The 20,298-nt window shown below is 68.2% G+C and carries 26 protein-coding genes; 19 read left to right on the top strand and 7 right to left on the bottom strand.

Annotated features, from left to right (window positions below):
- Both EOD73_RS07910 and EOD73_RS07905 read right to left on the bottom strand, forming a co-directional pair.
- The gene (locus EOD73_RS07910; RefSeq protein WP_127682335.1) at window positions 1-498 is read right to left on the bottom strand and encodes a CreA family protein; all 498 of its coding nucleotides are present in this window, start codon (window positions 496-498) and stop codon (window positions 1-3) included.
- Between the two features lie 187 nt (window positions 499-685).
- Entirely contained in the window at window positions 686-1,492 is an 807-nt protein-coding gene (locus EOD73_RS07905) for a substrate-binding periplasmic protein (RefSeq protein ID WP_164845980.1), read from the bottom strand.
- Window positions 1,493-1,651: 159 nt separating this feature from the next.
- Here EOD73_RS07905 and EOD73_RS07900 point away from each other — a divergent pair, with 159 nt between their 5' ends.
- Genes EOD73_RS07900 through EOD73_RS07890 form a run of 3 tightly spaced genes read left to right on the top strand, consistent with a single transcriptional unit; the run spans window position 1,652 to window position 3,771 of the window.
- Window positions 1,652-2,005: a GntR family transcriptional regulator gene (locus EOD73_RS07900; protein WP_127682333.1), complete on the top strand. Its 354-nt coding sequence runs from the start codon at window positions 1,652-1,654 to the stop codon at window positions 2,003-2,005.
- Window positions 2,005-2,877, top strand: a complete 873-nt coding sequence (locus EOD73_RS07895; RefSeq protein WP_127682332.1) for an ABC transporter ATP-binding protein — start codon at window positions 2,005-2,007, stop codon at window positions 2,875-2,877. Before EOD73_RS07900 ends, EOD73_RS07895 begins: the two co-directional genes overlap by 1 nt.
- Before the next feature lie 12 nt (window positions 2,878-2,889).
- Window positions 2,890-3,771: a hypothetical protein gene (locus EOD73_RS07890; protein WP_127682331.1), complete on the top strand. Its 882-nt coding sequence runs from the start codon at window positions 2,890-2,892 to the stop codon at window positions 3,769-3,771.
- A 60-nt stretch (window positions 3,772-3,831) separates the two neighbouring features.
- Here EOD73_RS07890 and EOD73_RS07885 read toward each other — a convergent pair whose 3' ends face one another.
- Both EOD73_RS07885 and EOD73_RS07880 read right to left on the bottom strand, forming a co-directional pair.
- Window positions 3,832-4,695 carry a ferritin family protein gene (locus EOD73_RS07885; protein WP_127682330.1) on the bottom strand — a complete coding sequence of 288 codons (864 nt, stop codon included), beginning with the start codon at window positions 4,693-4,695 and terminating at the stop codon, window positions 3,832-3,834.
- A 75-nt stretch (window positions 4,696-4,770) separates the two neighbouring features.
- Window positions 4,771-5,769, bottom strand: a complete 999-nt coding sequence (locus tag EOD73_RS07880; protein WP_127682329.1) for a MerR family transcriptional regulator — start codon at window positions 5,767-5,769, stop codon at window positions 4,771-4,773.
- Between the two features lie 69 nt (window positions 5,770-5,838).
- Between EOD73_RS07880 and EOD73_RS07875 the strand changes: the two genes are divergently transcribed.
- The 9 genes from EOD73_RS07875 (at window position 5,839) to EOD73_RS07835 (ending at window position 13,317) form a co-directional block, all read left to right on the top strand.
- Window positions 5,839-6,450, top strand: a complete 612-nt coding sequence (locus EOD73_RS07875) for a glutathione peroxidase (protein ID WP_127682328.1) — start codon at window positions 5,839-5,841, stop codon at window positions 6,448-6,450.
- Between the two features lie 131 nt (window positions 6,451-6,581).
- Window positions 6,582-7,853, top strand: a complete 1,272-nt coding sequence (locus tag EOD73_RS07870) for an NAD(P)/FAD-dependent oxidoreductase (RefSeq protein ID WP_127682465.1) — start codon at window positions 6,582-6,584, stop codon at window positions 7,851-7,853.
- Window positions 7,850-8,623 (top strand): DUF1365 domain-containing protein, encoded by a 774-nt coding sequence (locus tag EOD73_RS07865; protein ID WP_127682327.1) that lies wholly within the window; start codon window positions 7,850-7,852, stop codon window positions 8,621-8,623. Before EOD73_RS07870 ends, EOD73_RS07865 begins: the two co-directional genes overlap by 4 nt.
- On the top strand, window positions 8,620-9,846 hold the full coding sequence (locus EOD73_RS07860; protein ID WP_127682326.1) for an SAM-dependent methyltransferase: 1,227 nt from the start codon (window positions 8,620-8,622) through the stop codon (window positions 9,844-9,846). The genes EOD73_RS07865 and EOD73_RS07860 overlap by 4 nt, the downstream gene beginning before the upstream one ends.
- A 25-nt stretch (window positions 9,847-9,871) precedes the next feature.
- Complete coding sequence (locus EOD73_RS07855) at window positions 9,872-10,357, top strand: chalcone isomerase family protein (RefSeq protein WP_240660626.1); 486 nt, start codon at window positions 9,872-9,874, stop codon at window positions 10,355-10,357.
- Window positions 10,354-11,598 carry an MFS transporter gene (locus EOD73_RS07850; protein ID WP_127682325.1) on the top strand — a complete coding sequence of 415 codons (1,245 nt, stop codon included), beginning with the start codon at window positions 10,354-10,356 and terminating at the stop codon, window positions 11,596-11,598. The genes EOD73_RS07855 and EOD73_RS07850 overlap by 4 nt, the downstream gene beginning before the upstream one ends.
- Window positions 11,595-12,116, top strand: a complete 522-nt coding sequence (locus EOD73_RS07845) for a DUF3833 domain-containing protein (RefSeq protein ID WP_127682324.1) — start codon at window positions 11,595-11,597, stop codon at window positions 12,114-12,116. Before EOD73_RS07850 ends, EOD73_RS07845 begins: the two co-directional genes overlap by 4 nt.
- Window positions 12,116-12,901, top strand: coding sequence for an SDR family NAD(P)-dependent oxidoreductase (locus EOD73_RS07840; RefSeq protein ID WP_127682323.1), 786 nt, complete (start codon window positions 12,116-12,118; stop codon window positions 12,899-12,901). Before EOD73_RS07845 ends, EOD73_RS07840 begins: the two co-directional genes overlap by 1 nt.
- On the top strand, window positions 12,898-13,317 hold the full coding sequence (locus EOD73_RS07835) for a nuclear transport factor 2 family protein (RefSeq protein ID WP_127682322.1): 420 nt from the start codon (window positions 12,898-12,900) through the stop codon (window positions 13,315-13,317). Before EOD73_RS07840 ends, EOD73_RS07835 begins: the two co-directional genes overlap by 4 nt.
- On the opposite strand, the gene EOD73_RS07830 is transcribed toward EOD73_RS07835, so the two are convergent.
- The gene (locus tag EOD73_RS07830) at window positions 13,292-13,987 is read right to left on the bottom strand and encodes an HAD-IA family hydrolase (protein WP_164845979.1); all 696 of its coding nucleotides are present in this window, start codon (window positions 13,985-13,987) and stop codon (window positions 13,292-13,294) included. The two genes, EOD73_RS07835 and EOD73_RS07830, sit on opposite strands and share 26 nt — an antisense overlap.
- Window positions 13,984-14,955, bottom strand: coding sequence for a magnesium/cobalt transporter CorA (gene corA / locus EOD73_RS07825; RefSeq protein WP_127682320.1), 972 nt, complete (start codon window positions 14,953-14,955; stop codon window positions 13,984-13,986). Before corA ends, EOD73_RS07830 begins: the two co-directional genes overlap by 4 nt.
- Window positions 14,956-15,387: 432 nt before the next feature.
- Between corA and hpf the strand changes: the two genes are divergently transcribed.
- From hpf to hprK, 3 genes are all read left to right on the top strand, one after another.
- Window positions 15,388-15,732 carry a ribosome hibernation-promoting factor, HPF/YfiA family gene (hpf, locus tag EOD73_RS07820; RefSeq protein WP_127682319.1) on the top strand — a complete coding sequence of 115 codons (345 nt, stop codon included), beginning with the start codon at window positions 15,388-15,390 and terminating at the stop codon, window positions 15,730-15,732.
- 134 nt (window positions 15,733-15,866) lie between these two features.
- Window positions 15,867-16,337, top strand: a complete 471-nt coding sequence (locus tag EOD73_RS07815) for a PTS sugar transporter subunit IIA (RefSeq protein ID WP_127682318.1) — start codon at window positions 15,867-15,869, stop codon at window positions 16,335-16,337.
- Window positions 16,334-17,290, top strand: a complete 957-nt coding sequence (gene hprK, locus EOD73_RS07810) for an HPr(Ser) kinase/phosphatase (RefSeq protein WP_127682317.1) — start codon at window positions 16,334-16,336, stop codon at window positions 17,288-17,290. Before EOD73_RS07815 ends, hprK begins: the two co-directional genes overlap by 4 nt.
- Before the next feature lie 42 nt (window positions 17,291-17,332).
- Here the strand turns inward: hprK and fur are convergent, their stop codons facing one another.
- The gene (gene fur, locus EOD73_RS07805) at window positions 17,333-17,761 is read right to left on the bottom strand and encodes a ferric iron uptake transcriptional regulator (protein ID WP_127682316.1); all 429 of its coding nucleotides are present in this window, start codon (window positions 17,759-17,761) and stop codon (window positions 17,333-17,335) included.
- 105 nt (window positions 17,762-17,866) lie between these two features.
- On the opposite strand from fur, the gene EOD73_RS07800 reads away from it, so the two are divergent.
- Genes EOD73_RS07800 through EOD73_RS07785 form a run of 4 tightly spaced genes read left to right on the top strand, consistent with a single transcriptional unit; the run spans window position 17,867 to window position 20,275 of the window.
- Window positions 17,867-18,385, top strand: coding sequence for an outer membrane protein assembly factor BamE (locus EOD73_RS07800; protein ID WP_127682315.1), 519 nt, complete (start codon window positions 17,867-17,869; stop codon window positions 18,383-18,385).
- Window positions 18,382-19,206 (top strand): 4-hydroxy-tetrahydrodipicolinate reductase, encoded by an 825-nt coding sequence (gene dapB, locus EOD73_RS07795; protein ID WP_127682314.1) that lies wholly within the window; start codon window positions 18,382-18,384, stop codon window positions 19,204-19,206. The genes EOD73_RS07800 and dapB overlap by 4 nt, the downstream gene beginning before the upstream one ends.
- Window positions 19,203-19,850: a MotA/TolQ/ExbB proton channel family protein gene (locus tag EOD73_RS07790; RefSeq protein ID WP_127682313.1), complete on the top strand. Its 648-nt coding sequence runs from the start codon at window positions 19,203-19,205 to the stop codon at window positions 19,848-19,850. Before dapB ends, EOD73_RS07790 begins: the two co-directional genes overlap by 4 nt.
- Window positions 19,847-20,275, top strand: coding sequence for an ExbD/TolR family protein (locus EOD73_RS07785; protein ID WP_127682312.1), 429 nt, complete (start codon window positions 19,847-19,849; stop codon window positions 20,273-20,275). The genes EOD73_RS07790 and EOD73_RS07785 overlap by 4 nt, the downstream gene beginning before the upstream one ends.
- The last annotated feature ends 23 nt before the right edge of the window (window positions 20,276-20,298 follow it).

Raw genomic sequence — 20,298 nt, 5'->3', positions numbered from 1 at the left:
TCAGCGCTTGGGGATGGCGGTGGTGCGCGGCACGGGCACCGCGGTCACGCTGTTCTGAGGGCTGCCATCGATCAACCGGTCGGTGTAGGTCAGGTAGACCAGGGTGTTGCGCCGCGCATCCACCATGCGCACCACCCGCAGGCGCTTGAACAGGATCGACGCGCGCTCGCTGAAGACCTCCTCCTGGGTCGGCAGCGCCCCTTGGGGGAAGGCGATGTCGCCCACTTGCCGGCAGGCGATGGAGGCCTCGGCCTTGTCTTCGGCCAGGCCGAAGGCGCCCGACAGCCCGCCCGTTTTGGCGCGGCTCACGTAGCAGGTAACGCCGCTGACCTTGGGGTCGTCGTAGGCCTCCACCACCACCTTGTGGTTCGGACCGATGATTTTGAAGGCGGTGGACACCTCGCCCACGGGCTCGGCCGCGTGGGCCACGGCTGCGGCGCACAGCAGCAATGCGGCACCCAGGCTGGCGGAGGTGCGAAAGGGCGTGGGAGCGTTCATGGGCAGGTTTCCCAACAAGAGGGCAACGGGGCGAAAGCCCCTGGCGCATGCTCACCGACCCGGACCTTGCCGCATTTCGAGGCAGTGGCAGTCGCGCCGAGGCGGATCAAGCACTTGGCGCGCCCGACCCCGCACCGTCCACGGTGTTGTCCACAGGCGCTGGGGGCAAGTGCGGGCGCCATCCGGCTCAGGGCAAGGCGCTGGCGCCGCGCTCGGTGTCGCCGGCCTTCTTGATGGCGGCGTCCAGGCGCCGCATGACGTCTTCGGGCACGCGCTGGCTGCACAGCAGGTGGCGCGGCTCGCCCGGCGGCATGGACTTGAACCGAATCAGGGCGAAGTCGCTGCGTGCGTAACCGGCGGCCTCGATGGCGACGGCGGCCTCTTCGGGCGCCATCAACATGTAGTCGGCCATGCCCAGCTTGATCTGGCGCACCATGTGCAAGTTTTCGTCCGGCGTGGCCCGCCGCGTGGGCTGCAGCCGCTCGATCAGGGCGTCAAGCGGACCGCCGTAGGAGTAGCCGAGCTTCACCAGCAGTCGCAGCGATTTGTCGCTGAACAGCGCTTCGACCGTGCCGATGGGCTCGAAGCGCCGCGCTTGGTCGGCGCTCGTGAGGATCAACTGCGGTTGGTCTTGGTAAATGGGCTTGCTGTAGCGCGCAAAGGCCGCGCGCTCGGCCTTCCAGAACATGCCGATCATGCAGTCCAGGCCGCCGTTGTTCTTCAGGTAGAGCAACTGGCGCGCGAACGGCGTCTCTTGGACCTGCACCGGCACCCTGGCCGCCTTGAAGGCTTGGTAGGACGGGCCGCCCGTCAGCCCGACGAGCCCTTCGCCCTGGGCCATCATGTAGGGCGGACGCTGGACGTAATGCAGGGTGACCGGCGCTTCCGCTGCTTGCGCACTGGCACACAGGAGAGCCAGCACGCTGCCAACCCAGCGCCAGAGCCGCCACAAGGCAGTGGGACGCTCGGTCGACAGGGTGGGCATTGCGCGCATGGCGCCATTGTCTGGCAGTGGCGCTGGCTTTTCGGTTCGTCCGCGTTGACTGCAGTTCGTCCCGCGGCAAGGTCGGCGCGTCGCGCCCGGCTTGGGCCGGGGGAGGGTGTCCGGCATAGTGTGCTACATCACCAACACACCCATGCCGGAGGGATTGAGATGCACAACCCTTGGAACGACACCGCGCCGATCTACAGGCAGCTGGCCCAGCAGTTGGCCGGCCAGTTGCTGGACGGCGATCCCCCCGAGGGGCAGCCCATGCCCTCGGTGCGCACGCTGGCCCAGCAGTACCTGATCAACCCGCTGACGGTGAGTCGGGCGCTGCAAAGCCTGGTTGACGAGGGCTTTCTGGAGCCACGCCGGGGCTTGGGCATGTACGTGACCGAAGGCGCCCGACAGCGTTTGATGACCAGCGAGCGCGACGCCTTCTTGCGCGACGAGTGGCCGGTGTTGCGCGAGCGCCTGCGCCGCATGGGCCTGAGCGCCAAGGATTTGAACTGGGAGAGCCACTGATGAACTTGATCGAAGCCCGCGAAGTGACGCTGCGATACGGGCGCAGCAAGACGGCGGTGGACCGCGTGTCATTCGAACTGCCCAAGGGCCGCGTGGTGGGCCTTTTGGGCCACAACGGCGCCGGCAAAACCAGCCTGATGAAGGCCCTGGTGGGGCTCAAGGGCGTGGAAGGCAGCCTGACCGTGCTGGGACGCAACCCTGTCGTCGACCGGGCCGACCTGCTGACCGAGCTGAGCTACATCCCCGACGTGGCGGTGTTGCCGCGCTGGGCCCGGGTGCACGAGCTCATCGCCCTGATGGCCGGCCTGCAACCGCGCTTTAGCGCCGAGCGCGCCCGGCAATTGCTGCGCCGCACGAGCGTGGGCCTGAACGACAAGGTCAAGAGCCTGAGCAAGGGCATGGTCGTGCAGGTGCACCTGGCGCTGATCGCCGCCATCGACGCCAAGCTGATGATCTTGGACGAGCCCACGTTGGGCCTGGACGTGATCAGCCGCAAAGGCTTCTACGAGATGCTGATCGACGAGTGGTGCGACGGCGAGCGCAGCGTGCTCATCAGCACGCACCAGGTCGAGGAAATCGAAGCCCTGCTGACCGACGTGCTGATGATGGACGAGGGCAAGCTGGTGCTGAACCTGAGCCTAGAGGCGATGGAAAGCCGCTTCTACGCGCTGAGCCACGACGCCGAGGCCGCTGACGCGGTGGCCGCCGCGCACCCGCTGCTGCGCTACCGCTCGATGGGCGGCAAGCCGGCGGCGCTGTTCGACGGCGCGCCGCCCCCGCACCTGGAGGCGCTGGGCCAGCGCTTCCGCCCGAGTTTGGTGGACCTGTTCGTGGCGCTGACGCGCAAGCCCGAACTGGCCCCCCGCGCCTGAAGGAGAACGAGCATGTTCAACGCAACGCGATTCAAGACCCTGATGCTGCGCGAGTGGCTGCAAAACCGCTGGACCTGGCTGGTGGCCGTGGGCAGCTTGCCGGCCTTGGTGCTGCTGGTGCTTCCGTTTGGCGAGGTGAAGCTGCCCCATGAGTTGCCCGTGACCCTGGTCGCGGTGGCCATCGTGTGCATCACGGCGCTCACCACGGCCTGCATGGCCTGGTTGACGACCCTGTTCACCGCCACGGGCCTGGCACGGCGCGACGTGCAGGATCGCTCGATCGAATTCTGGTTGTCGCTGCCCAGCACCCACGGCGAGCACTACGGCGCGCAGTACGCGATGCACGGCCTGTTGTTCCCCTTGGGGGCCATGGTGCTGGGCCTGGCCCTGGGCCTGGTGACGATGCCGCTGATGCTCGTCAAGTGGCAAGGCTTCGCCACGCTGGGCGCCGTCGACTGGGGCACCTTGCTGGGCCGGGTGGCGCTGCAGGCGGCGCTGGGCGCCGTGGCGTTGGTCCTGGCTGCGGTGTGGCTGGCCCCGGTCGTCTTCACGCTGATGGCGGCCAGCGCCTGGGTGAAGCGCTTGGCGCTGCCGCTGTTGGTCGTGGTGGGCATGCTCTTGGCCCACCTGCCGCAAACGAAGGGGCCGGTGCGGGACTTCGTGGGGCGCTGGTCCGAGTTGGTGGGCACGCCCTTGGACGGAGTGGTGCGGGTCTTCGCCACCTTGAACGTGCCGCAGGTCAAGTTGAACGGCACGGGCCTGGAGCCGATGCAGCCGGCGGCATTCTTTGCCGAAGTGGGTGCCGACCTGGCGACGCAGCAGTTCGCCGCCGGTTTGGCTTTGACCGCGTTGGCCGTGTACCTGCTGATCGTCAAGCGCCGCAGCAACGGCTGAGGTGCAGTGGCCCAACAAAAAGCCCGGCTTGGCCGGGCTTTTTCAATGGGCGGGCGGAACTCAGGCCGAGGCCATGGGGGGCGTAGGCGCCTGAGCCAGCTTGGCGCTGACTTCCTTGCGGAAGCGGTTGAGTTCCTGCACGCTGGCGAAGCTGCGCTCCATCAGCAGGCTGAGGTTGTGCAGGATGCGCTCGACGACTTTGTTCTCCCACACGGCGTCGAACTGGATTTGCTTGTCCAGCCAGGCTTCGAGCCAGGCCGGATCGGGCAGGCGGCTTTGCACCGTGTCGCGCGGGAACAGTTTGGCGTTCACGTGCAGGTTGGTGGGGTGCAGGGCCTGGGCCGTGCGGCGGGCGCTGGCCATGAGCACGCCCACCTTGCTGAACGCAGCGCGGGCCTCGTCGCCAAAGCGGGTGAGGGCCTGCTTCATGTAGCGCAGGTAGGCACCCCCGTGGCGGGCTTCGTCGCGGGCCAGGGTTTCGTAGATGGCCTTGATGACCGGCTCGGTGTGCCACTCGGCCGCACGGCGGTACCAGTGGTTGAGGCGGATCTCGCCGCAGAAGTGCAACATCAGCGTTTCGAGCGCGGGCGCGGGGTCGAACTCGAAGCGCACCTCGTGCAGTTCTTGCTCGGTGGGCACCAGGTCGGGGCGGAAGCGGCGCAGGTACTCCATCAGCACCAGGCTGTGCTTCTGCTCTTCGAAGAACCACACCGACATGAAGGCGCTGAAGTCGCTGTCGTCGCGGTTGTCGCGCAAGAACATCTCGGTGGCCGGCAGCGCCGCCCACTCGGTGATGGCGTTCATCTTGATGGTCTTGGCCTGCTCGTCCGTCAGCAGGCTGGGGTCGAAGCGGTCCCAGGGGATGTCGCGCTCCATGTTCCAGCGAACGGCTTCGAGTTGGCGGAAGAGCTCGGGGTACAGCATGGGGGGTGGGGCAAGAAAAGGTGCGTCGATTGTGGCCCGAGGCCCTTCGCCTCGGGGCGGGTCCGGCTTTGGGGCCTATACGCGCTGCGCGGCGCGCCAGATGCGCACCGCATCGTCCAACTGGGCCAGGCCCTGCAGCACGCGCAGGCGCCCCGGGCGATCGCTCAGCCGGCGCACGGCCGCCGATTGGCCGCCGACCCACACCTCCACCGCCCCCGGCAGCGCGACCACCAAATGCGACAAGGCTGCATCCACCGAGGCCATCGAGGCGTAACTGGAAAAGCTCAAGGCCAGCACGTCGGCGCGCTGGCTGTGCACCGCGGCCACCATTTCGTCCAAGGGGGTCTGCAAGCCCAAGGAGATGCATTGACACCCCGACAAGGCCAACAGCGCGTGGGCCATCAGCAGGCCCAGGCCGTGTTCTTCGCCCGGCGTGGTGCTGAGCAACACGCGCGGCCGGTCCTGGCGTTCGTGCCCGGGCAGCATGGCAATGGCCCGGTGCAATTGCTGCTGCACGACCTCGGTGAACAGGTGCTCTTCGTAAATCTGCACCCGACCCTGGGTCCACAGGTGGCCGACCCGGCCGATCAGCGGGGCCAGCACCTCGATCACGTAGGGCCCGAGGCCGCGCTTGAGCAACTGGGTTTGCAGGCCTTCTTGCAGCGCGTACAGCTGGTGGTTGTGCAGGGGGGCGAGCAGGCTGTCCAAGAACGCCGGACCCACGCCGTCGGAGGCAGACGCGGTGGCTTCGGTGGCGGGTTGCATGGCCTGCAGACGCTGCGTCAGGGCCGTGGGCGAGAGCGCCACCACGTGGCTGGGCCGGTGCCCGGCGTCCAACAGACGCTTGATGTGCCGCAGGCGCTGCACCTGGTCGGCCGGGTACAGGCGCTCGCCCTGGGCGTCGCGCTGCGGCTGCGGGAAGCCATAGCGCCGCTCCCACACCCGCAGCAGGTCCTTCGACAGGCCGGTGTCGCGCTCGACCGCCGCGATGCCCAGGCCGGGCGCATCCGCTGGGGGCGGCGCCTCGGTCAGCGTCGCATCGGACGCGCGTTGTTCGGTTTGTGTCTTGGACAAAGTTGTTCTTGGCTGGACAATGTGCTGTAATTTACCGCATCAACCCATTTTTGACTAGGACAAAACGCCATGAAGCCCTTCTCTGTCCAACTGCCGCTGTGGGTCGCGGTCGCTTGCTGGGTGGCCTTCGCGGGGGCGCCCGCCCCGGTGCACGCGCAAGCCGCGCCGGCCGTGGCGGCCACTTCGGCCTGCCCAGCGCTGCTCAACCGCACGCAGCCGCGCTTGCAGGACGAAGCGCCGCAGAACCTGTGCCAGTACAGCGGCAAGGTGCTCCTGGTGGTGAACACGGCCAGTTACTGCGGCTTCACCAAGCAGTACGCCGGCTTGGAAGCCTTGCACGCCAAGTACGGGGCCCGGGGCTTCGCGGTGCTGGGCTTCCCCTCCAACGACTTCGGGGCGCAGGAGCCCAAGAGCAACAAAGAGATTGCCGACTTCTGCGAGAACACCTTCAACGTGAAGTTCCCGATGTTCGCCAAGTCCGTCGTCAAGCCGGGCTTGCCGGACCAAAACCCGCTGTTCGCCGACCTGATCCGCCAGAGCGACAGCGCGCCGCGTTGGAACTTTCACAAGTACCTGGTGGGCCGCGACGGCAAGGTGGTCGAGGCCTTCGGCTCGGTGACGGCGCCCGATAGCAAGGCCTTGGTGGCGGCCTTGGAAAAGGCCTTGGAGGCCAAGCCTTGAGCGCGCTGGCGCAGCCCCTGTCGGCCCCGCTGCGGCGGGAGACAACGCCCGACCGCGGCCCGCAAGCGCACGCGGCCGGCCTGCTGCCGTGGCTGCGCCAACGCCGTCAACAGGCGCCGCGGTCCGGGGCCCTGCCGCGTGTGGCGGTGGTGGGTGCGGGCATCACCGGCCTGGGGGCGGCCCACGCGCTGGCCGGCGCGGCCGAGGTGACGCTGTTCGAGGCCGACGCCCGGCTCGGGGGGCATGCCAACACGGTGCCGGTCACGCTCGATGGCGTCACGCACGGTGTCGACACGGGCTTTTTGGTCTTCAACGAGCGCACCTACCCGCTTTTGTTGGACCTCTTCCAGCACCTGAAGGTGCCGGTGGCCAAGAGCGAGATGAGCTTCTCGGTGCAGAACCTGGCCACGGGCCTGGAGTGGAGTGGCACCGACCTGAACGGGGTCTTCGCCCAGCGCAGCAACCTGCTGCGCCCGAGTTTTTGGGGCATGTTGCGCGACCTGTTGCGCTTCAACCAACGCTGCACCGAGTTGGCCGAGCGCGGCGACGACGCCGCGCTGGCCGAGCCCACGGCCGACTTCTTGAAGCGGGAGCGCTTCGGCGAGGCCTTCCGCGATGGCTACCTGCTGCCCATGGTGGCGTGCATCTGGTCCTGCCCCACCGAGCAGATGCTGCGCTTTCCCATCGGCACCTTGATTCGCTTTTGCCACAACCACGGCCTGTTGCAGGTGGCCGACCGGCCGCAGTGGTACACGGTGGCCGGCGGTTCGGCCCAGTACGTGATGCGACTGCGCGAGGGCATCCCGCACGTTCACGTGGCCCAGCCCGTGCGCGGCGTGCTGCGCCAGGGCGACGGGGTTTTGCTGCGCACCGATGCCGGCACTCAGCACTTCGATGCGGTGATCTTGGCCACGCACAGCGACCAGGCCCTGCACCTGCTGGAGGCTCCGCTGCCGCGCGAAACTAGCTTGCTCTCGGCCCTGCGCTACCAAGCCAACCGCGCCGTGCTGCACACCGATGTGGCCGTGTTGCCCCAGCGGCGCCGGGCCTGGTCGGCGTGGAACTACGAGGCGAACACGGCGCAAACGCAGCAGGACCAACGGCCCGTGTGCTTGCACTACCTGATCAACAAGCTGCAGCCCCTGCCTTGGCAACAGCCCGTGGTGGTCAGCCTCAACCCGCTGCGCGAGCCGACGCAGGTGATCGCCGAGTTCGACTACGCGCACCCCGTGTTCGACGAGGGGGCCGTGCGCGCCCAGGCCCGATTGGCCGAAATCCAAGGCGAGGGCCGCATTTGGTTTGCCGGCGCCTGGACGCGCTATGGCTTCCACGAGGACGGGCTGCTGTCCGGCTTGACCGCCGCCTGCGCCGCGCTGGCGCAACTGGAGCGGGTGGCCGCGTGAAGGCCCAAGCCTGGCTCGGCCGCGGCCCGGTGCGCCACCTGCGCCTGGCCCCGCAGCGCCATGGCTTTGCCTACGCCAGCTGCTTCTTGATGCTGCCCATGCGCACCCTGCGCACGCAGCCCGATCCGGTGCTGCCGCGCAACCGCCGGGGCTGGATCGCGTTTCACGATGCCGACCACGGCGAGGGCGGCCCCGATGCCCTGGCCTGGCTCGAGGCCTTGCTGCAACGCGAGGGCGTGCACGACGCCGACGGCGAGGTGTGGCTGCAGTGCTTCCCGCGCGTGCTGGGGCACGCCTTCAAGCCGGTCAGCTTTTGGTTTTGCCAGCGCCGCGACGGCAGCACCGCGGCCGTGGTGGCCGAGGTGCACAACACCTTTGGCGAGCGGCATGCTTACCTGCTGCAAGGCCCTGGCTTGTGCACTGGCGCCGAGGTGCAGGCCCGCAAGGTGTTCCACGTCTCGCCGTTCTGCGAAGTGAGCGGGCGCTACCGCTTCCGCTTCTTCCACCGCGATGGGGCCGAGCCCCAGGTTCTGGCCCGCGTGGACCACGACGACGACCAAGGTCGGCCCTTGATCCAAACCTCCATCGCCGGCCGTCTGAGCCCGATCAGCGCGCGGGCGCTGCGCCAGGCCGCCTGGGCCCAGCCACTGCACAGCCTGATGGTGGTGGCCCGCATTCATTGGCAAGCCCTGCGCCTGTGGACCAAGCGCGTGCCTTGGTTCAGCAAGCCCGAAGCCCCCCTTCACCCTGTCACCCGTTCGACGCCATGACCACCACCCACACCCTGAGCAAGCCCCTGATGGCGCCGGCCGGTGCACCGCGCGCGGTGCGCCAAGTTTTTGCCCTGCTGCAGCGCTTGAAGCACGGCAGCCTGGACCTGCAACTGCCCGACGGCAGCAGCGCCCACGTCGGGCAGCCCCAAGACCCGCGGGCCGCCATCCGCATCAAGGACTGGGCGCTGGCCGAGGCCACGCTCAAGAAGGGCGACATTGGGTTCGCGGAAAGCTACATCCAAGGCCACTGGAGCAGCCCCGACCTCGCGGCTTTGCTGACCTTGTTCTTGCGCAACCGCAACGAACTCGAATCGGTCATCTACGGCACCTGGTGGGGCGCGCTGGCTTACCGCATCAAGCACTGGCTCAACCGCAACACGCGCGAAGGCAGCCGCAAGAACATCGTCGCCCACTACGACCTCGGCAACGAGTTCTACAAGCTGTGGCTGGACCCCAGCATGAATTACAGCAGCGCTTGGTTCCAGGCAGGGCAGGGCATGTCCTTGACCGAGGCGCAGCACGCCAAGATGCGCCGCGCCCTGGCCGAGCTCGACCTGCAGCCGGGCCAGCGCCTGCTCGAAGTGGGCTGCGGCTGGGGGGCCATCGCCGAGCTGGCCACGCGCGATCTCGGGGTGCACGCCACGGGCTTGACGCTCAGCGACGAGCAGTTGGCCTACGCCCGCGGGCGCTTGCACGCCGCCGGCCTGCACGAACACGCCGACCTGCGCCTGGAGGACTACCGCGACCACCGGGCGGCGCAGCCCTACGACGCCCTGGTGTCCATCGAGATGTTCGAGGCCGTGGGCGAGCAGTATTGGCCGGCCTACTTCGAGGCCGTGGCCCGCCAACTCAAGCCGGGGGGCAAGGCCTGCATCCAGAGCATCACCATCCGCGACGATCTGTGGCCCCGCTACCGGCAGTCGACGGACTTCATCCAGCAGTACATCTTCCCGGGGGGCCTGCTGCCCAGCCCCAGCCAGTTCTGCCTGGCCGCCGAGCGGGCGGGCTTGGAGGTCGTGCAGCAGTTCGCCTTCGGCGCCGACTACGCCGAGACCCTCAAGCGCTGGCGCGAGGCCTTCTTGCGCCACGAGCCGCAGGTGCGCGAGCAGGGCTTCGACGAGAAGTTCGTGCGCATGTGGGAGTTCTACCTGGCCTACTGCGAGGCCGCGTTCGCCACGGGCAACACCGATGTCGTCCAGTTCACCTTGCGCAAGCCGTAGGGCCTGCCTGGGCCTGCTGGCCGCCGTGCCGTGCTTGGCCTGGGCCCAGCCCAGCGCCCCGGCCGAATTGGCCGGCATGGCCCTGCGCGGCCAGGGGCGCTTGCGCTTCCTGGGCCTGCACATTTATGACATCCGCCTGTGGTCGCCCGAGCCCTTGGGGTCCGATTGGACGGCGCAGGCCTTGGCCTTGGAGTTGATCTACGCGCGGTCGCTCAAGGGCCCCTTGATCGCGGAGCGATCGCTCAAAGAAATGCGCCGCCAGGGCGACATCCCCGAGGCCAAGGCCCAGGCCTGGTTGGCCGCCATGAACGCGGCCTTTCCCGACGTGGGGGAGAACGACCGCCTGGTGGGGCGCCACGCGCCTGGCGAGCCGGCCCGCTTCTGGTTCAACGGGGCGCCCCGTCCCGGCCAACTGGACGCCGAAGGCAGCCGCTGGTTTTTCGGTATTTGGCTCAGCCCGCGAACCTCGGAGCCGACCTTGCGGGCGCAGTTGCTCGGGGGGGCGCGATGAGCGGCCTTCGCTACGGGGCGCTTGGCTTGCCGCTGGCCTTCGTGGCGCTGCCGCTGTACGTGAGCCTGCCGGCCTATTACGCCCAGGCCTTTGCGGTGCCTTTGGCCCAGTTGGGCGCGCTGCTGCTGGCCGCTCGCTTGCTCGATGCCGTGCTCGACCCCTGGATCGGCCGCGCCAGCGACGCGTGGCTGTCGCGTCGTGCCGGCTTGCTGGCCGCGCTGACGGCCGCGGCGGCGGTCATGGTGCTCGCCTTTGCCGGGCTGTTCTTCCCGCCGCAGGCGTGGCGGGGCGAGCGCCTTTTGCCTTGGGCCGGGGCCATGCTGGTGCTGGGCTACACGGCCTACAGCGTGCTGACTGTCACGCACCAGGCCTGGGGGGCCCGTTTGGGCGGGAACGCCCTGGCGCAGACCCGCGTGGTGGCCTGGCGGGAGGGCGCGGCCTTGCTGGGTGTCTTGCTGGCCAGCGTGTTGATGAGCCAGGCCGGCTGGGCGGTGACGACCGCGGTGCTGGCGGTGTCGCTGGCCTTGGGCTTGGTCTTGCTTCAGGGCCTGCCGGCGCCGCCGGCGCCCATGCGCGAGCCCGCGCGCTGGAGCCTTGCGTGGCGCACGCCGGCCTTTCGCAAGCTCTTGGCCGTGTACGCCGTGAACGGCGTGGCGGCCGCCATCCCGGCGACGGTGCTCTTGTTCTACGTGCGCGACGTGCTGCGCACGCCGCAGCACGAAGCGGCGTTCTTGGTGACCTACTTTGGCGCGGCCGCGGCCTCGATGCCGCTGTGGCTGCGCGCGGTTGGCCGCTGGGGACAGGCGCGAGCTTGGCTCCTGGGCATGGGCTTGGCCGTGGCGGGCTTCGTGTGGGCCGGGGCCTTGGGCGAGGGGGACGTGTTGCCCTTCTTGTGGGTCTGCGCCGCCAGCGGGGTGGCCGTGGGCGCCGACTTGGCGATCCCCGCTGCGATGCTGGCGCGCGTGGTGCAGGGCGCAGGCTTGGCGGGGCGCGCGGAAGGCGCCTTCTTCGGCTGGTGGAACGGGGTGAGCAAGCTCAACCTGGCCCTGGCCGCCGGCCTGGCCCTGCCCCTGCTGCAGGTCCTGGGCTACCGCGAGGGCGCCCGGGACGAGGACTCGGTGCGGGCGCTGGCCCAGGTCTATGCCTGGCTGCCCTGCCTCTTGAAGCTGGGGGCCATGGCCCTCCTGTGGAAGTTTTTCGTGGCGACCCCCGGTCGCTTTGCGTTGGAGAGTCGCCGATGAAACGCCGATTGGCCCTGCTGGGCCTGCCCCTGCTGGCCGCCTGTGCCAGCCCGACCGTGGAGCAGTACGCGGCCGAGAAGCCGGCCTTGGACCTGCGCCAGTACTTCAACGGCCCCATGACCGCGCACGGTGTGTTCACCGACCGCAATGGCGTCGTCAAGCGGCGCTTCGTCGTGAAGCTGATGGGCACCTGGAAGGGCGACGAAGGCGTGCTGGAGGAAGACTTCGTCTACAGCGACGGCGCCAAGGAGCGCCGCGTGTGGCGCATCACGCACCACGGCCAAGGCCGCTACACGGGCCGGGCCGACGACGTGGTGGGCGAGGCCCAAGGCCAAGCCGCTGGCAACGCCCTGCGCTGGGCCTACACGCTGCGCCTGCCGGTGGATGGCAAGACCTACGACGTGCAGTTCGACGATTGGATGTGGCTCGTGGACGAGCGGGTCATGATCAACAAGGCCACCATGAGCAAGTTCGGCTTCCGCCTCGGCGAGGTCACCCTGTCTTTCTCCAAGCCCTGATGCCCCTCAATCCGAAGATCACCGAATGGCGCGGCAAGACCGCGTGGCTCGTGGGGGCCAGCACGGGCATCGGCGCAGCCCTGGCCCAGGCCCTCCACGCCGCGGGCGCGACCGTGGCCGTCAGCGCGCGCAGCGCCGACAAGCTTCAAGCCTTCGTCGATGAACACCCAGGTGCCATCGCCTTGCCGCTGGACGTGGCGGACCCGGTGGCGCTGCGCGAAGCTTGGCGCCAGTTGGTGGCGCGCACGGGCTGCGCGGACCTGGTGCTGTACTGCGCTGGCACCTACAGCCCGATGCGTGCCGACGCCTTTGACCTGGCCAGCGCCACCGCGCAACTGCACACCAACTACCTGGGGGCGCTGAACCTGCTGGACGCCGTGCTGCCCCAACTGCTGGCGCAGTGCGCGAGCGGGCGCGGTGCGCACCTGAGCTTTGTGAGCAGCGTGGCCGGCTACCGCGGTTTGCCGTTGGCCCTGGCGTACGGCCCTTCCAAAGCTGCGCTCATCAACCTGGCCGAGGTGCTGTACCTCGACCTTCGGCCCAAGGGCCTGGGCGTGAGCGTGGTCAACCCAGGGTTTGTGGCCACCCCCCTGACCGCGCAAAACACCTTTGCCATGCCGGCCCTGCAGACCCCCGCCCAGGCGGCCCAGGCCATGCTGGACGGCTACGCCGCCGGCGATTTCGAGATCCACTTTCCCAAGCGCTTCACCCGCATGCTCAAGGCCTTGCGCCTGCTGCCGGCGCGGGCCTACTTCAGCTTGGTGCGCAAAGGAACGAAGCTGTGAGCACCCCGATCGACGCCGTGCGCACCTACTTCGAGGCCCTGCAGCCCGCCGACGTGGCCCGCATGGGCACGCTGTACGGCGAGCACGCCTACTTTCGCGACCCTTTCAACGAGGTGCGTGGGCTGGGCGCGGTGCAGCGCATCTTTGCGCACATGTTCGAGAGCGTGGAGGCACCGCGTTTCGTGGTGCGCGACGCCTTCGCCCAGGGCGAGCAAGGCTTCCTGACCTGGGACTTCCACTTCAAGGCCCGCGGCCAGGCCATGCTGATCCACGGCAGCAGCCACCTGCGCTTTGCCCCCGACGGCAAGGTCATCTACCACCGCGACTACTGGGACGCGGCCGAGGAACTGTGGGAGAAAGTGCCGCTTTTGGGCGCCGTGCTGCGCCTGCTCAAGAAGCGGCTGCGAGCGCACTGACGAGGTCTTGCAGCGTGGCGCCTTCGAACCAGGGGCGCGCAGGGGTGTCGAGGGGCTTGGCGGCGGTTTGACCCCGGTGCACCCAGGCGCTGGGCTGGCCGGCGCGGTGCGCGCCTTCGATGTCCAGGGCCCAGTCGTCGCCGATGTGCAGCACGTCCTGCGGCGGCAGTCCCAGTTGGGCGCAACCGGTGTGGAAGAAGTCCACGTGCGGCTTGCCGCGACCGTGCATGCGGGCGCTGAGGATGCCGACGAAGTAGCGATCCAGGCCGACGGCTTTGAGATCGGCGTTGCCGTTGGTCAAGGCCAAGATCGGTCCCCGTGCCTGCAAGGCCACCAGGGCGGCCTCGGCATCGTCGAAGAGCACGACCTGCTGACGCCAATGGAAAAAGTGGTGAAAGGCCGGCCGGGCCAACTCCAGGTCGTCGCCCGCGGCACTCAAGGCCTGCTCGATGGCGCGGTGACGCAGCCACGAGAAGTCGTGCGCCTGCTCGGGGAAGTCTTCGGCGACCGTGTCGCGCAGGCGTCGAAGCGCGGGGATGTCGAACTGCGCGGCCGTGCGCGGGGCATGCCGCTGCAACCAGCGGTGCAGTTCCAACTCGGCCCGTTCGATGACGGGCCAGATGGGCCACAGCGTGTCGTCCAGGTCCAGCGTGAAGCCGCGAAAGCTCACCGCAGCCAGCCTTTGCGCTTGAAGTAAATGAAGGGCGCCGCCACGGACAACACCATCAAGCCCAAGGCAAAGGGGTAGCCCCAGGGCTGTTGCAACTCCGGCATGTGCGCGAAGTTCATGCCGTACACGCTGGCGATCAAGGTGGGTGGCAGCAAGGCCACCGAGGCCACCGAGAAGATCTTGATGATCTTGTTCTGGTTGATGTTGATGAAACCGACGGTCGCGTCCATCAAGAAGTTGATCTTGTCGAACAAGAACGCGGTGTGGCTGTCCAAGGAGTCGATGTCTCGCAAGATCTGACGCGAGTCTTCGAACTGCTCGGCCGTGAGCATGCGGCTGCGCATCATGAAGCTCAATGCGCGCCGGGTGTCCATCACGTTGCGGCGGATGCGGCCGTTCAAGTCTTCCTCGCGGGCGATGGCGGTCAGCACCTCGCCGGCCTCTTCGTCGGTGACCTGCTCCTTCAGCACCCGGGCGCTGATGGCGTTGAGCGCGTCGTAGATGCCCTCGAGCGCGTCGGCGCTGTACTCGGCGTCGGCGTCGTACAGCTTGAGCAGCACGTCCTTCGCGTCGTCGATGAAGGCCGGCGTGCGGCGTGCGCGCATGCGCAGCAGGCGGAACACCGGCAACTCCTCTTTGCGCACGCTGAACAGCACCTTGCGGTGCAAGATGAAGGCCACACGCACGTTGCGCGACGCGCCCTCTTCGTCGAGCCGCAAGAAGTCGGAGCGGATGTGCAACTGCCCGTCGTCTTCCTCGTAGAAGCGGGCCGACTCTTCCAGGTCGTCGTCGACCGCGTCTTCGGGGATGGCCAATCCGAAGTGGGCTTCGACCCAGGCTTTGTCCTCGGCGCTGGGGTCTTCCAGGTCGACCCAGATGGGGCGCAGGGTTGCGGCGTCGGGAGCGTCGAAGGCCTCAGGGGCCACTCCGGCCAATCGGCCGTTGTCGATCGAAAAGATGTTGAGCATCGTCGGCGTGCGTGCTTGCCCGTGCAGGGCCAATCCAAAGGCAGGGTGGGGTGGGTACCGCTCCTTTGGCCGCATCGCCAAAGGGAGCGGTCACCGAGGGTGATCGCTGTCCAAGATGACTCCGAGAGGGGAAGGCAACGAAGCATTATGGCCTCGGCTTGATCGCGGTCACAACGCGAACAAATGCCCATCTTGATGCCCTCGAAGTGGCTTGCCGAGGCGCCTCGGACTGGGCACACTCAAGCCGCTTTCGGAGCTTTCTTGCTGCCTCGTGACCCGCACCCGACGGCCCTGCCGTCAACCTCGCCGCCCCGCCCTGGGGCGCGGCGTGCGGTGGGCCAGCACCCGTCTTCCGATCGCGCTCTTGGCGCCCCCCACCCCTCGCGGGAGGGCTTCGGCGTCTCTGTGCTTCAGCCTTGGAAAGGAGGCTTTATGAACCTGACGATCAGCGGCCATCATCTCGACGTGACGCCGGCACTGCGTGAGTACGTGGTGACCAAACTCGACCGAGTGACCCGTCACTTTGACCAAGTCGTTGACATCAACGTCCTGCTCACCGTGGAGAAGCAAAAGGAGAAGGAACGCCGACAACGCGCGGAAGTCACGCTGCGCGTGAAGGGCAAGGATATTTTTGTGGAGCAGTCGCACGAGGACCTGTACGCCGCGATCGACCAACTGATGGACAAGCTGGACCGGCAGGTGTGCCGGCACAAGGAGATGCTGCAGAACCATCACCACGAATCGGCCAAGCGCTTGGACTTGGGGGCAACGACCTGACGGCGCCTGTCGGTTCGAAAAAGGCGGCCTGCGGGCCGCCTTTTTCATGGGAGCCCATTTCTTCGCGAAGGCGACGGCGGATTCCTATAATTTCGTTTCCATTTCGCCGGGCGACCGGCACCCCCGTCCCGCCCATGAACCGACTTGCCGCCGTGTTGCCTGCTGCCAATGTGCAGCTGAACGTGGACGCCACCAGCAAAAAGCGGCTGTTCGAACAAGCCGGTTTGTTCTTCGAGAACCTGCACGGCCTGTCGCGCGCCACGGTGACCGACAACCTGTTCGCCCGCGAGCGCCTGGGCTCCACGGGATTGGGGTACGGCGTGGCCATCCCCCACGGCCGGATCAAAGGTTTGAAGAACCCGCTGGCGGCCGTGATGCGGGTGCAGCAGCCCATCGGCTTCGATGCCCCCGACGACGAGGCCGTCAGCCTGCTGATCGTGCTGCTGGTGCCCGAGGCGGCCACGCAGCGGCATTTGGAAATTTTGGGCGAGATCGCCGAGATGCTCAGCGACCGCGACCTGCGCGAGCGCCTCAAGACCGACCCCGACGCGGCGGTCATTCACCAGCTCATCAGCGACTGGCAGCCGGCCCGATCGGCGGCATGAAACCCGTTTCGATCAGCGCCGACCGGCTCTTCGAGGAGCACCGCGAGGCGCTGCGTTGGCAGTGGATTGCGGGCCATGCCCACCCCGAGCGCCGCTTTGACGAGGCCGCCCTGCGCGACGCCCAGTCGGCCGCCGACTTGGTGGGCTACCTCAACTACATCCACCCCTACCGGGTGCAGATCGTGGGCACGCGGGAGGTGGCCTACCTGACCCAGGCCAGCGACGACGTGCTGGAGCGTCGGGTGTCGCGCATCGTCACCCTGGAGCCCCCGGTCATCATCGTGGCCGACCAGTGCGTCGCGCCGCCCAAGCTCGTGGCGATGTGCGACCGCGCCGACATTCCCCTGTTCACCACGGCGGCCTCGGCGGGTTACGTCATCGACGTGGTGCGTGCGCACCTGGCGCAGATGTGCGCCAACCGCACCACCCGCCACGGCGTGTTCATGGACATCTTGGGGCTGGGCGTCCTGCTCACCGGGGAGTCTGGGTTGGGCAAGAGCGAACTCGGCCTGGAGTTGATCTCGCGCGGTCATGGCTTGGTGGCCGACGACGCGGTCGACTTCTTCCGCATCGCCCAAGACACCATCGTGGGTCGCTGCCCCGAGCTGTTGGCCAACCTCTTGGAGGTGCGCGGCATCGGCCTGCTGGACATCAAGGCGATCTTTGGCGAGACGGCCGTGCGCCGCAAAATGCGCTTGAAGCTGATCGTGCACCTCGTGCGGCGGGAAACCCTGGAGCGCGAGTTCGAGCGCCTGCCTTACGAGCCTCTGTTCGAAGAGGTCCTGGACGTGCCCACCCGCAAGGTCATCATCGCCGTCGACGCCGGTCGCAACCTGGCGGTGTTGGTCGAGGCGGCGGTGCGCAACACCATTTTGCAACTGCGTGGCATCGACACTTACCAAGAGTTCGTGGCGCGGCACCAGCGCGCCATGGAGCGCGGGCACGAGGACTGAGTCCGCGCCGGCGCGAACGTCCGTCGTGCGCCCGTCAGGCGTTCACTTGCGGCGGTGCGGGCAGTCGGTTTGCGCGCAAACGGCGTAGAGCGCCAGCGAGTGCTCTTGCAACTCGAAGCCGCGTTCCTTGGCGATCGCGTGCTGGCGGGCTTCGATGGCCTCGTCGTAAAACTCTTCCACCTTGCCGCAGGTCAGGCACACCAGGTGATCGTGGTGGTGACCTTCGTTGAGTTCGAACACGGCCTTGCCGGACTCGAAGTGGTTGCGCGTCAGCAGACCGGCCTGCTCAAACTGCGTGAGCACCCGGTAGACGGTGGCCAGGCCGATGTCGGCGTCGTCGGCCAGCAAAGCCTTGTAGACGTCTTCGGCCGTCAGGTGGCGCCGGGTGGCGCGCTGGAAGACCTCCAGCACGCGGATGCGCGGCAGGGTGGCCTTCAGACCGCTGTTTTTGATTTCGTCGCTTTGGTTCATGCTGCGGGGCGAGGGCTTGGTCGGCCCTGCCGGGGCGGCCACCTAGAATCGGTCGATCATAGCCAGCGAGCCTTGCCGCCCCCCGTGGCGCGAACCGATTCCCCCATGAAGTCATTCGTCTCTTTTGCCGCCTGCGTCTTGTTGGCTGGTTGCAGCAGTTGGGTCGGTCACAGCGACCGCTTTGCCTATGTCGTGCCGCTGTACCGGGTGGAGATCGTCCAGGGCAACGTCGTGACCAAAGAGCAGGCCAGCTTGGTCAAGCCGGGCATGAGCCGCGACCAGGTGCGCGCCGTCTTGGGCTCGCCCTTGTTGACCGACCCCTTCCACGCGGACCGCTGGGACTACGTCTTCACCATCCGCCGCCAAGGCGCCGACAGCCAAATGCGCAAGCTGGTGGCGCGCTTCGAAGGCGACACGCTCAAGTCTTTCGACGTGCCGGCCGACCTGCCGACCGAGAACGAGTTCGTGGCCTCGATCAACACCTTCCGGCCCAAGGGCGACGCGCCCAAGTTGGCGCTGACCGAGGCCGAGAAGGCCGCCCTGCCCAAGCCGGTCCGTCCGGCACCGGCCGCCCAAGAGGCCACTGGCCCGACCCGCAGCTTCCCGCCCCTGGAGCGCGAGTGAGCCGCTTGAAGATCGCGGTGGCTGGTGCCACCGGCCGCATGGGGCGGATGCTGGTCGAGCAGACCCTGGCCGCGCCTGACTTGGAATTGGTCGCGGCGCTGGAGCCCGCTGGCAGTTCGGCCTTGGGACAGGACGCGGCCGCTTTCCTCGGCCGCCCGTGCGGGGTCGCGATCACCGAGGACGCCCCCGGCGCCTTGAACGGCGCCCAGGCCTTGATCGACTTCACCCGGGTCAGCGGCACCCTGGCGCACTTGCCGATGTGCCAGGCCGCTCACTGCGCGCTGGTCGTCGGCACGACGGGCTTCTCGGCGGACGAGATGGTCCAGCTTGACGCGGCGGCGCAGTCCCTGCCCTTGCTGTGGGCGCCGAACATGAGCCTGGGCGTCAGCGTGCTGATGAACCTGCTGGCGCAGGCGGCGCAACAACTCGGCCCGGCCTACGACGTCGAGATCGTCGAAGCGCACCACCGCCACAAGGTCGACGCGCCCAGCGGCACGGCCTTGCAGATGGGCGAGGTCATCGCCCGCGCCCAGGGCCAGCGTCTGTCCGACGTGGCCACCTTCGCCCGCGAGGGCCACACCGGACCGCGCGAAGCGGGTCGCATTGGCTTTGCCGTGGTGCGGGGCGGCGACATCATCGGCGACCACACGGCCATGTTCTGCGGCGAGGGCGAGCGCATCGAGATCAGCCACCGTTCCAGCAGCCGCGTGCACTACGCCCAAGGCGCCTTGGCGGCGGCCCGCTTCTTGGCGCAACCTGGCCGCCGCCCGGGTCGCTACGCGATGGCCGACGTCGTCGCCGACCTGCAAGCGCGCGCATGATCGACGCCGCCGGGTTCTGGCAAGCCACCGACGGCGTCGGTCGCGCCGTGGCCCTGGTGCTGCTGGCCATGTCGGTCACCAGTTGGGCCTTGCTGGGCTGGAAGGCGTGGTTGCTGCGCCGGGCAAGGCGGGGTTTGACGACCGCCTTGCCGGCTTTTTGGGCGGCCCCTGATTGGGACAGCGGTCGTGCCCAGGTCCAGGCCTTGGACGTCGAGCGCGTGCTCTTGCCCTTGTTGGACGCGAGTCAGCATCGCGCACCGCTCGGATCCCTGGCCGAGCAGGGGGGCGCTGAGGCCCGCCTGACGCGGCAGTTGCGGGATGCGCTCCACGGCGTGCTGGGGCGTTTGCAGCAAGGCCAGGTGGTGCTGGCCAGCATCGGGGCGACGGCGCCCTTCGTGGGCCTGCTGGGCACCGTCTGGGGCATTGAACAGGCGCTGGTGGGGCTGTCGGCCGGGGGGGCGTTGACGATCGACCGCATCGCCGGACCGGTGGGCGAAGCCCTGTTGATGACGGCGGCCGGTCTGTTGGTGGCCATCCCCGCCGTGCTGGCCTACAACGTGCTGGGCAAGCGCCTGGCTGCTTGCGAAGCCGAGTTGGAAGGCTTCGCGCACGACCTGCTGGCCTGGCGCCGGACGCCGGCATGAGCTTCGGCCGATTGGCCCGGCGCGACGCCGCGCCCCCGATGAGTGACATCAACATGACGCCGCTGATCGACGTGATGCTCGTGCTCCTGGTGATTTTTTTGGTGGCTGCACCCTTGATGGGGGCCGCCTTGCGTTTGGATTTGCCCACCAGCACCCAAGCCGAGCCGGCTCCCGCCGAGGGGACTCAGCGCTTGGCCATCGATGCCGAGGGTCGCCTGTTTTGGAACGACCAAGCGCTGGCGCCCGCCGCCTTGACGGCGCAGCTCAAGGCCCTGGGCCGTGCGCAGCCCCAGGCCGAGGTGCAGCTGTCGGCCGACCGTGCCGTGCCCTACGGCACCGTGGCGACCTGGATCGACGCCCTGCAGGGCGCCGGCTTGAGCCGGGTGGCCTTCGTGACCGCCCCCCAGGGCGCTTCGTCCCCCTGACAGCCTGGTGCGCGGCAGCGGCG

Origin of the sequence: Inhella crocodyli (genome assembly GCF_004004565.1) — a bacterium.
GTDB lineage: Bacteria > Pseudomonadota > Gammaproteobacteria > Burkholderiales > Burkholderiaceae_C > Inhella > Inhella crocodyli.
The sequence above is the reverse complement of the archived record's forward strand: the minus strand, read 5'-3'. Positions and strand labels throughout refer to the sequence as shown.

Excerpts from the sequence above, each read along its gene's own strand:
- EOD73_RS07910 (WP_127682335.1), bottom strand. The coding sequence starts at position 498 with ATGAACGCTCCCACGCCCTTTCGCACCTCCGCCAGCCTGGGTGCCGCA.
- EOD73_RS07905 (WP_164845980.1), bottom strand. The coding sequence starts at position 1,492 with ATGCGCGCAATGCCCACCCTGTCGACCGAGCGTCCCACTGCCTTGTGG.
- EOD73_RS07900 (WP_127682333.1), top strand. The coding sequence starts at position 1,652 with ATGCACAACCCTTGGAACGACACCGCGCCGATCTACAGGCAGCTGGCC.
- EOD73_RS07895 (WP_127682332.1), top strand. The coding sequence starts at position 2,005 with ATGAACTTGATCGAAGCCCGCGAAGTGACGCTGCGATACGGGCGCAGC.
- EOD73_RS07890 (WP_127682331.1), top strand. The coding sequence starts at position 2,890 with ATGTTCAACGCAACGCGATTCAAGACCCTGATGCTGCGCGAGTGGCTG.
- EOD73_RS07885 (WP_127682330.1), bottom strand. The coding sequence starts at position 4,695 with ATGCTGTACCCCGAGCTCTTCCGCCAACTCGAAGCCGTTCGCTGGAAC.
- EOD73_RS07875 (WP_127682328.1), top strand. The coding sequence starts at position 5,839 with ATGAAGCCCTTCTCTGTCCAACTGCCGCTGTGGGTCGCGGTCGCTTGC.
- EOD73_RS07860 (WP_127682326.1), top strand. The coding sequence starts at position 8,620 with ATGACCACCACCCACACCCTGAGCAAGCCCCTGATGGCGCCGGCCGGT.
- EOD73_RS07850 (WP_127682325.1), top strand. The coding sequence starts at position 10,354 with ATGAGCGGCCTTCGCTACGGGGCGCTTGGCTTGCCGCTGGCCTTCGTG.
- EOD73_RS07845 (WP_127682324.1), top strand. The coding sequence starts at position 11,595 with ATGAAACGCCGATTGGCCCTGCTGGGCCTGCCCCTGCTGGCCGCCTGT.
- EOD73_RS07840 (WP_127682323.1), top strand. The coding sequence starts at position 12,116 with ATGCCCCTCAATCCGAAGATCACCGAATGGCGCGGCAAGACCGCGTGG.
- corA (WP_127682320.1), bottom strand. The coding sequence starts at position 14,955 with ATGCTCAACATCTTTTCGATCGACAACGGCCGATTGGCCGGAGTGGCC.
- hpf (WP_127682319.1), top strand. The coding sequence starts at position 15,388 with ATGAACCTGACGATCAGCGGCCATCATCTCGACGTGACGCCGGCACTG.
- EOD73_RS07815 (WP_127682318.1), top strand. The coding sequence starts at position 15,867 with ATGAACCGACTTGCCGCCGTGTTGCCTGCTGCCAATGTGCAGCTGAAC.
- hprK (WP_127682317.1), top strand. The coding sequence starts at position 16,334 with ATGAAACCCGTTTCGATCAGCGCCGACCGGCTCTTCGAGGAGCACCGC.
- fur (WP_127682316.1), bottom strand. The coding sequence starts at position 17,761 with ATGAACCAAAGCGACGAAATCAAAAACAGCGGTCTGAAGGCCACCCTG.
- EOD73_RS07800 (WP_127682315.1), top strand. The coding sequence starts at position 17,867 with ATGAAGTCATTCGTCTCTTTTGCCGCCTGCGTCTTGTTGGCTGGTTGC.
- EOD73_RS07790 (WP_127682313.1), top strand. The coding sequence starts at position 19,203 with ATGATCGACGCCGCCGGGTTCTGGCAAGCCACCGACGGCGTCGGTCGC.
- EOD73_RS07785 (WP_127682312.1), top strand. The coding sequence starts at position 19,847 with ATGAGCTTCGGCCGATTGGCCCGGCGCGACGCCGCGCCCCCGATGAGT.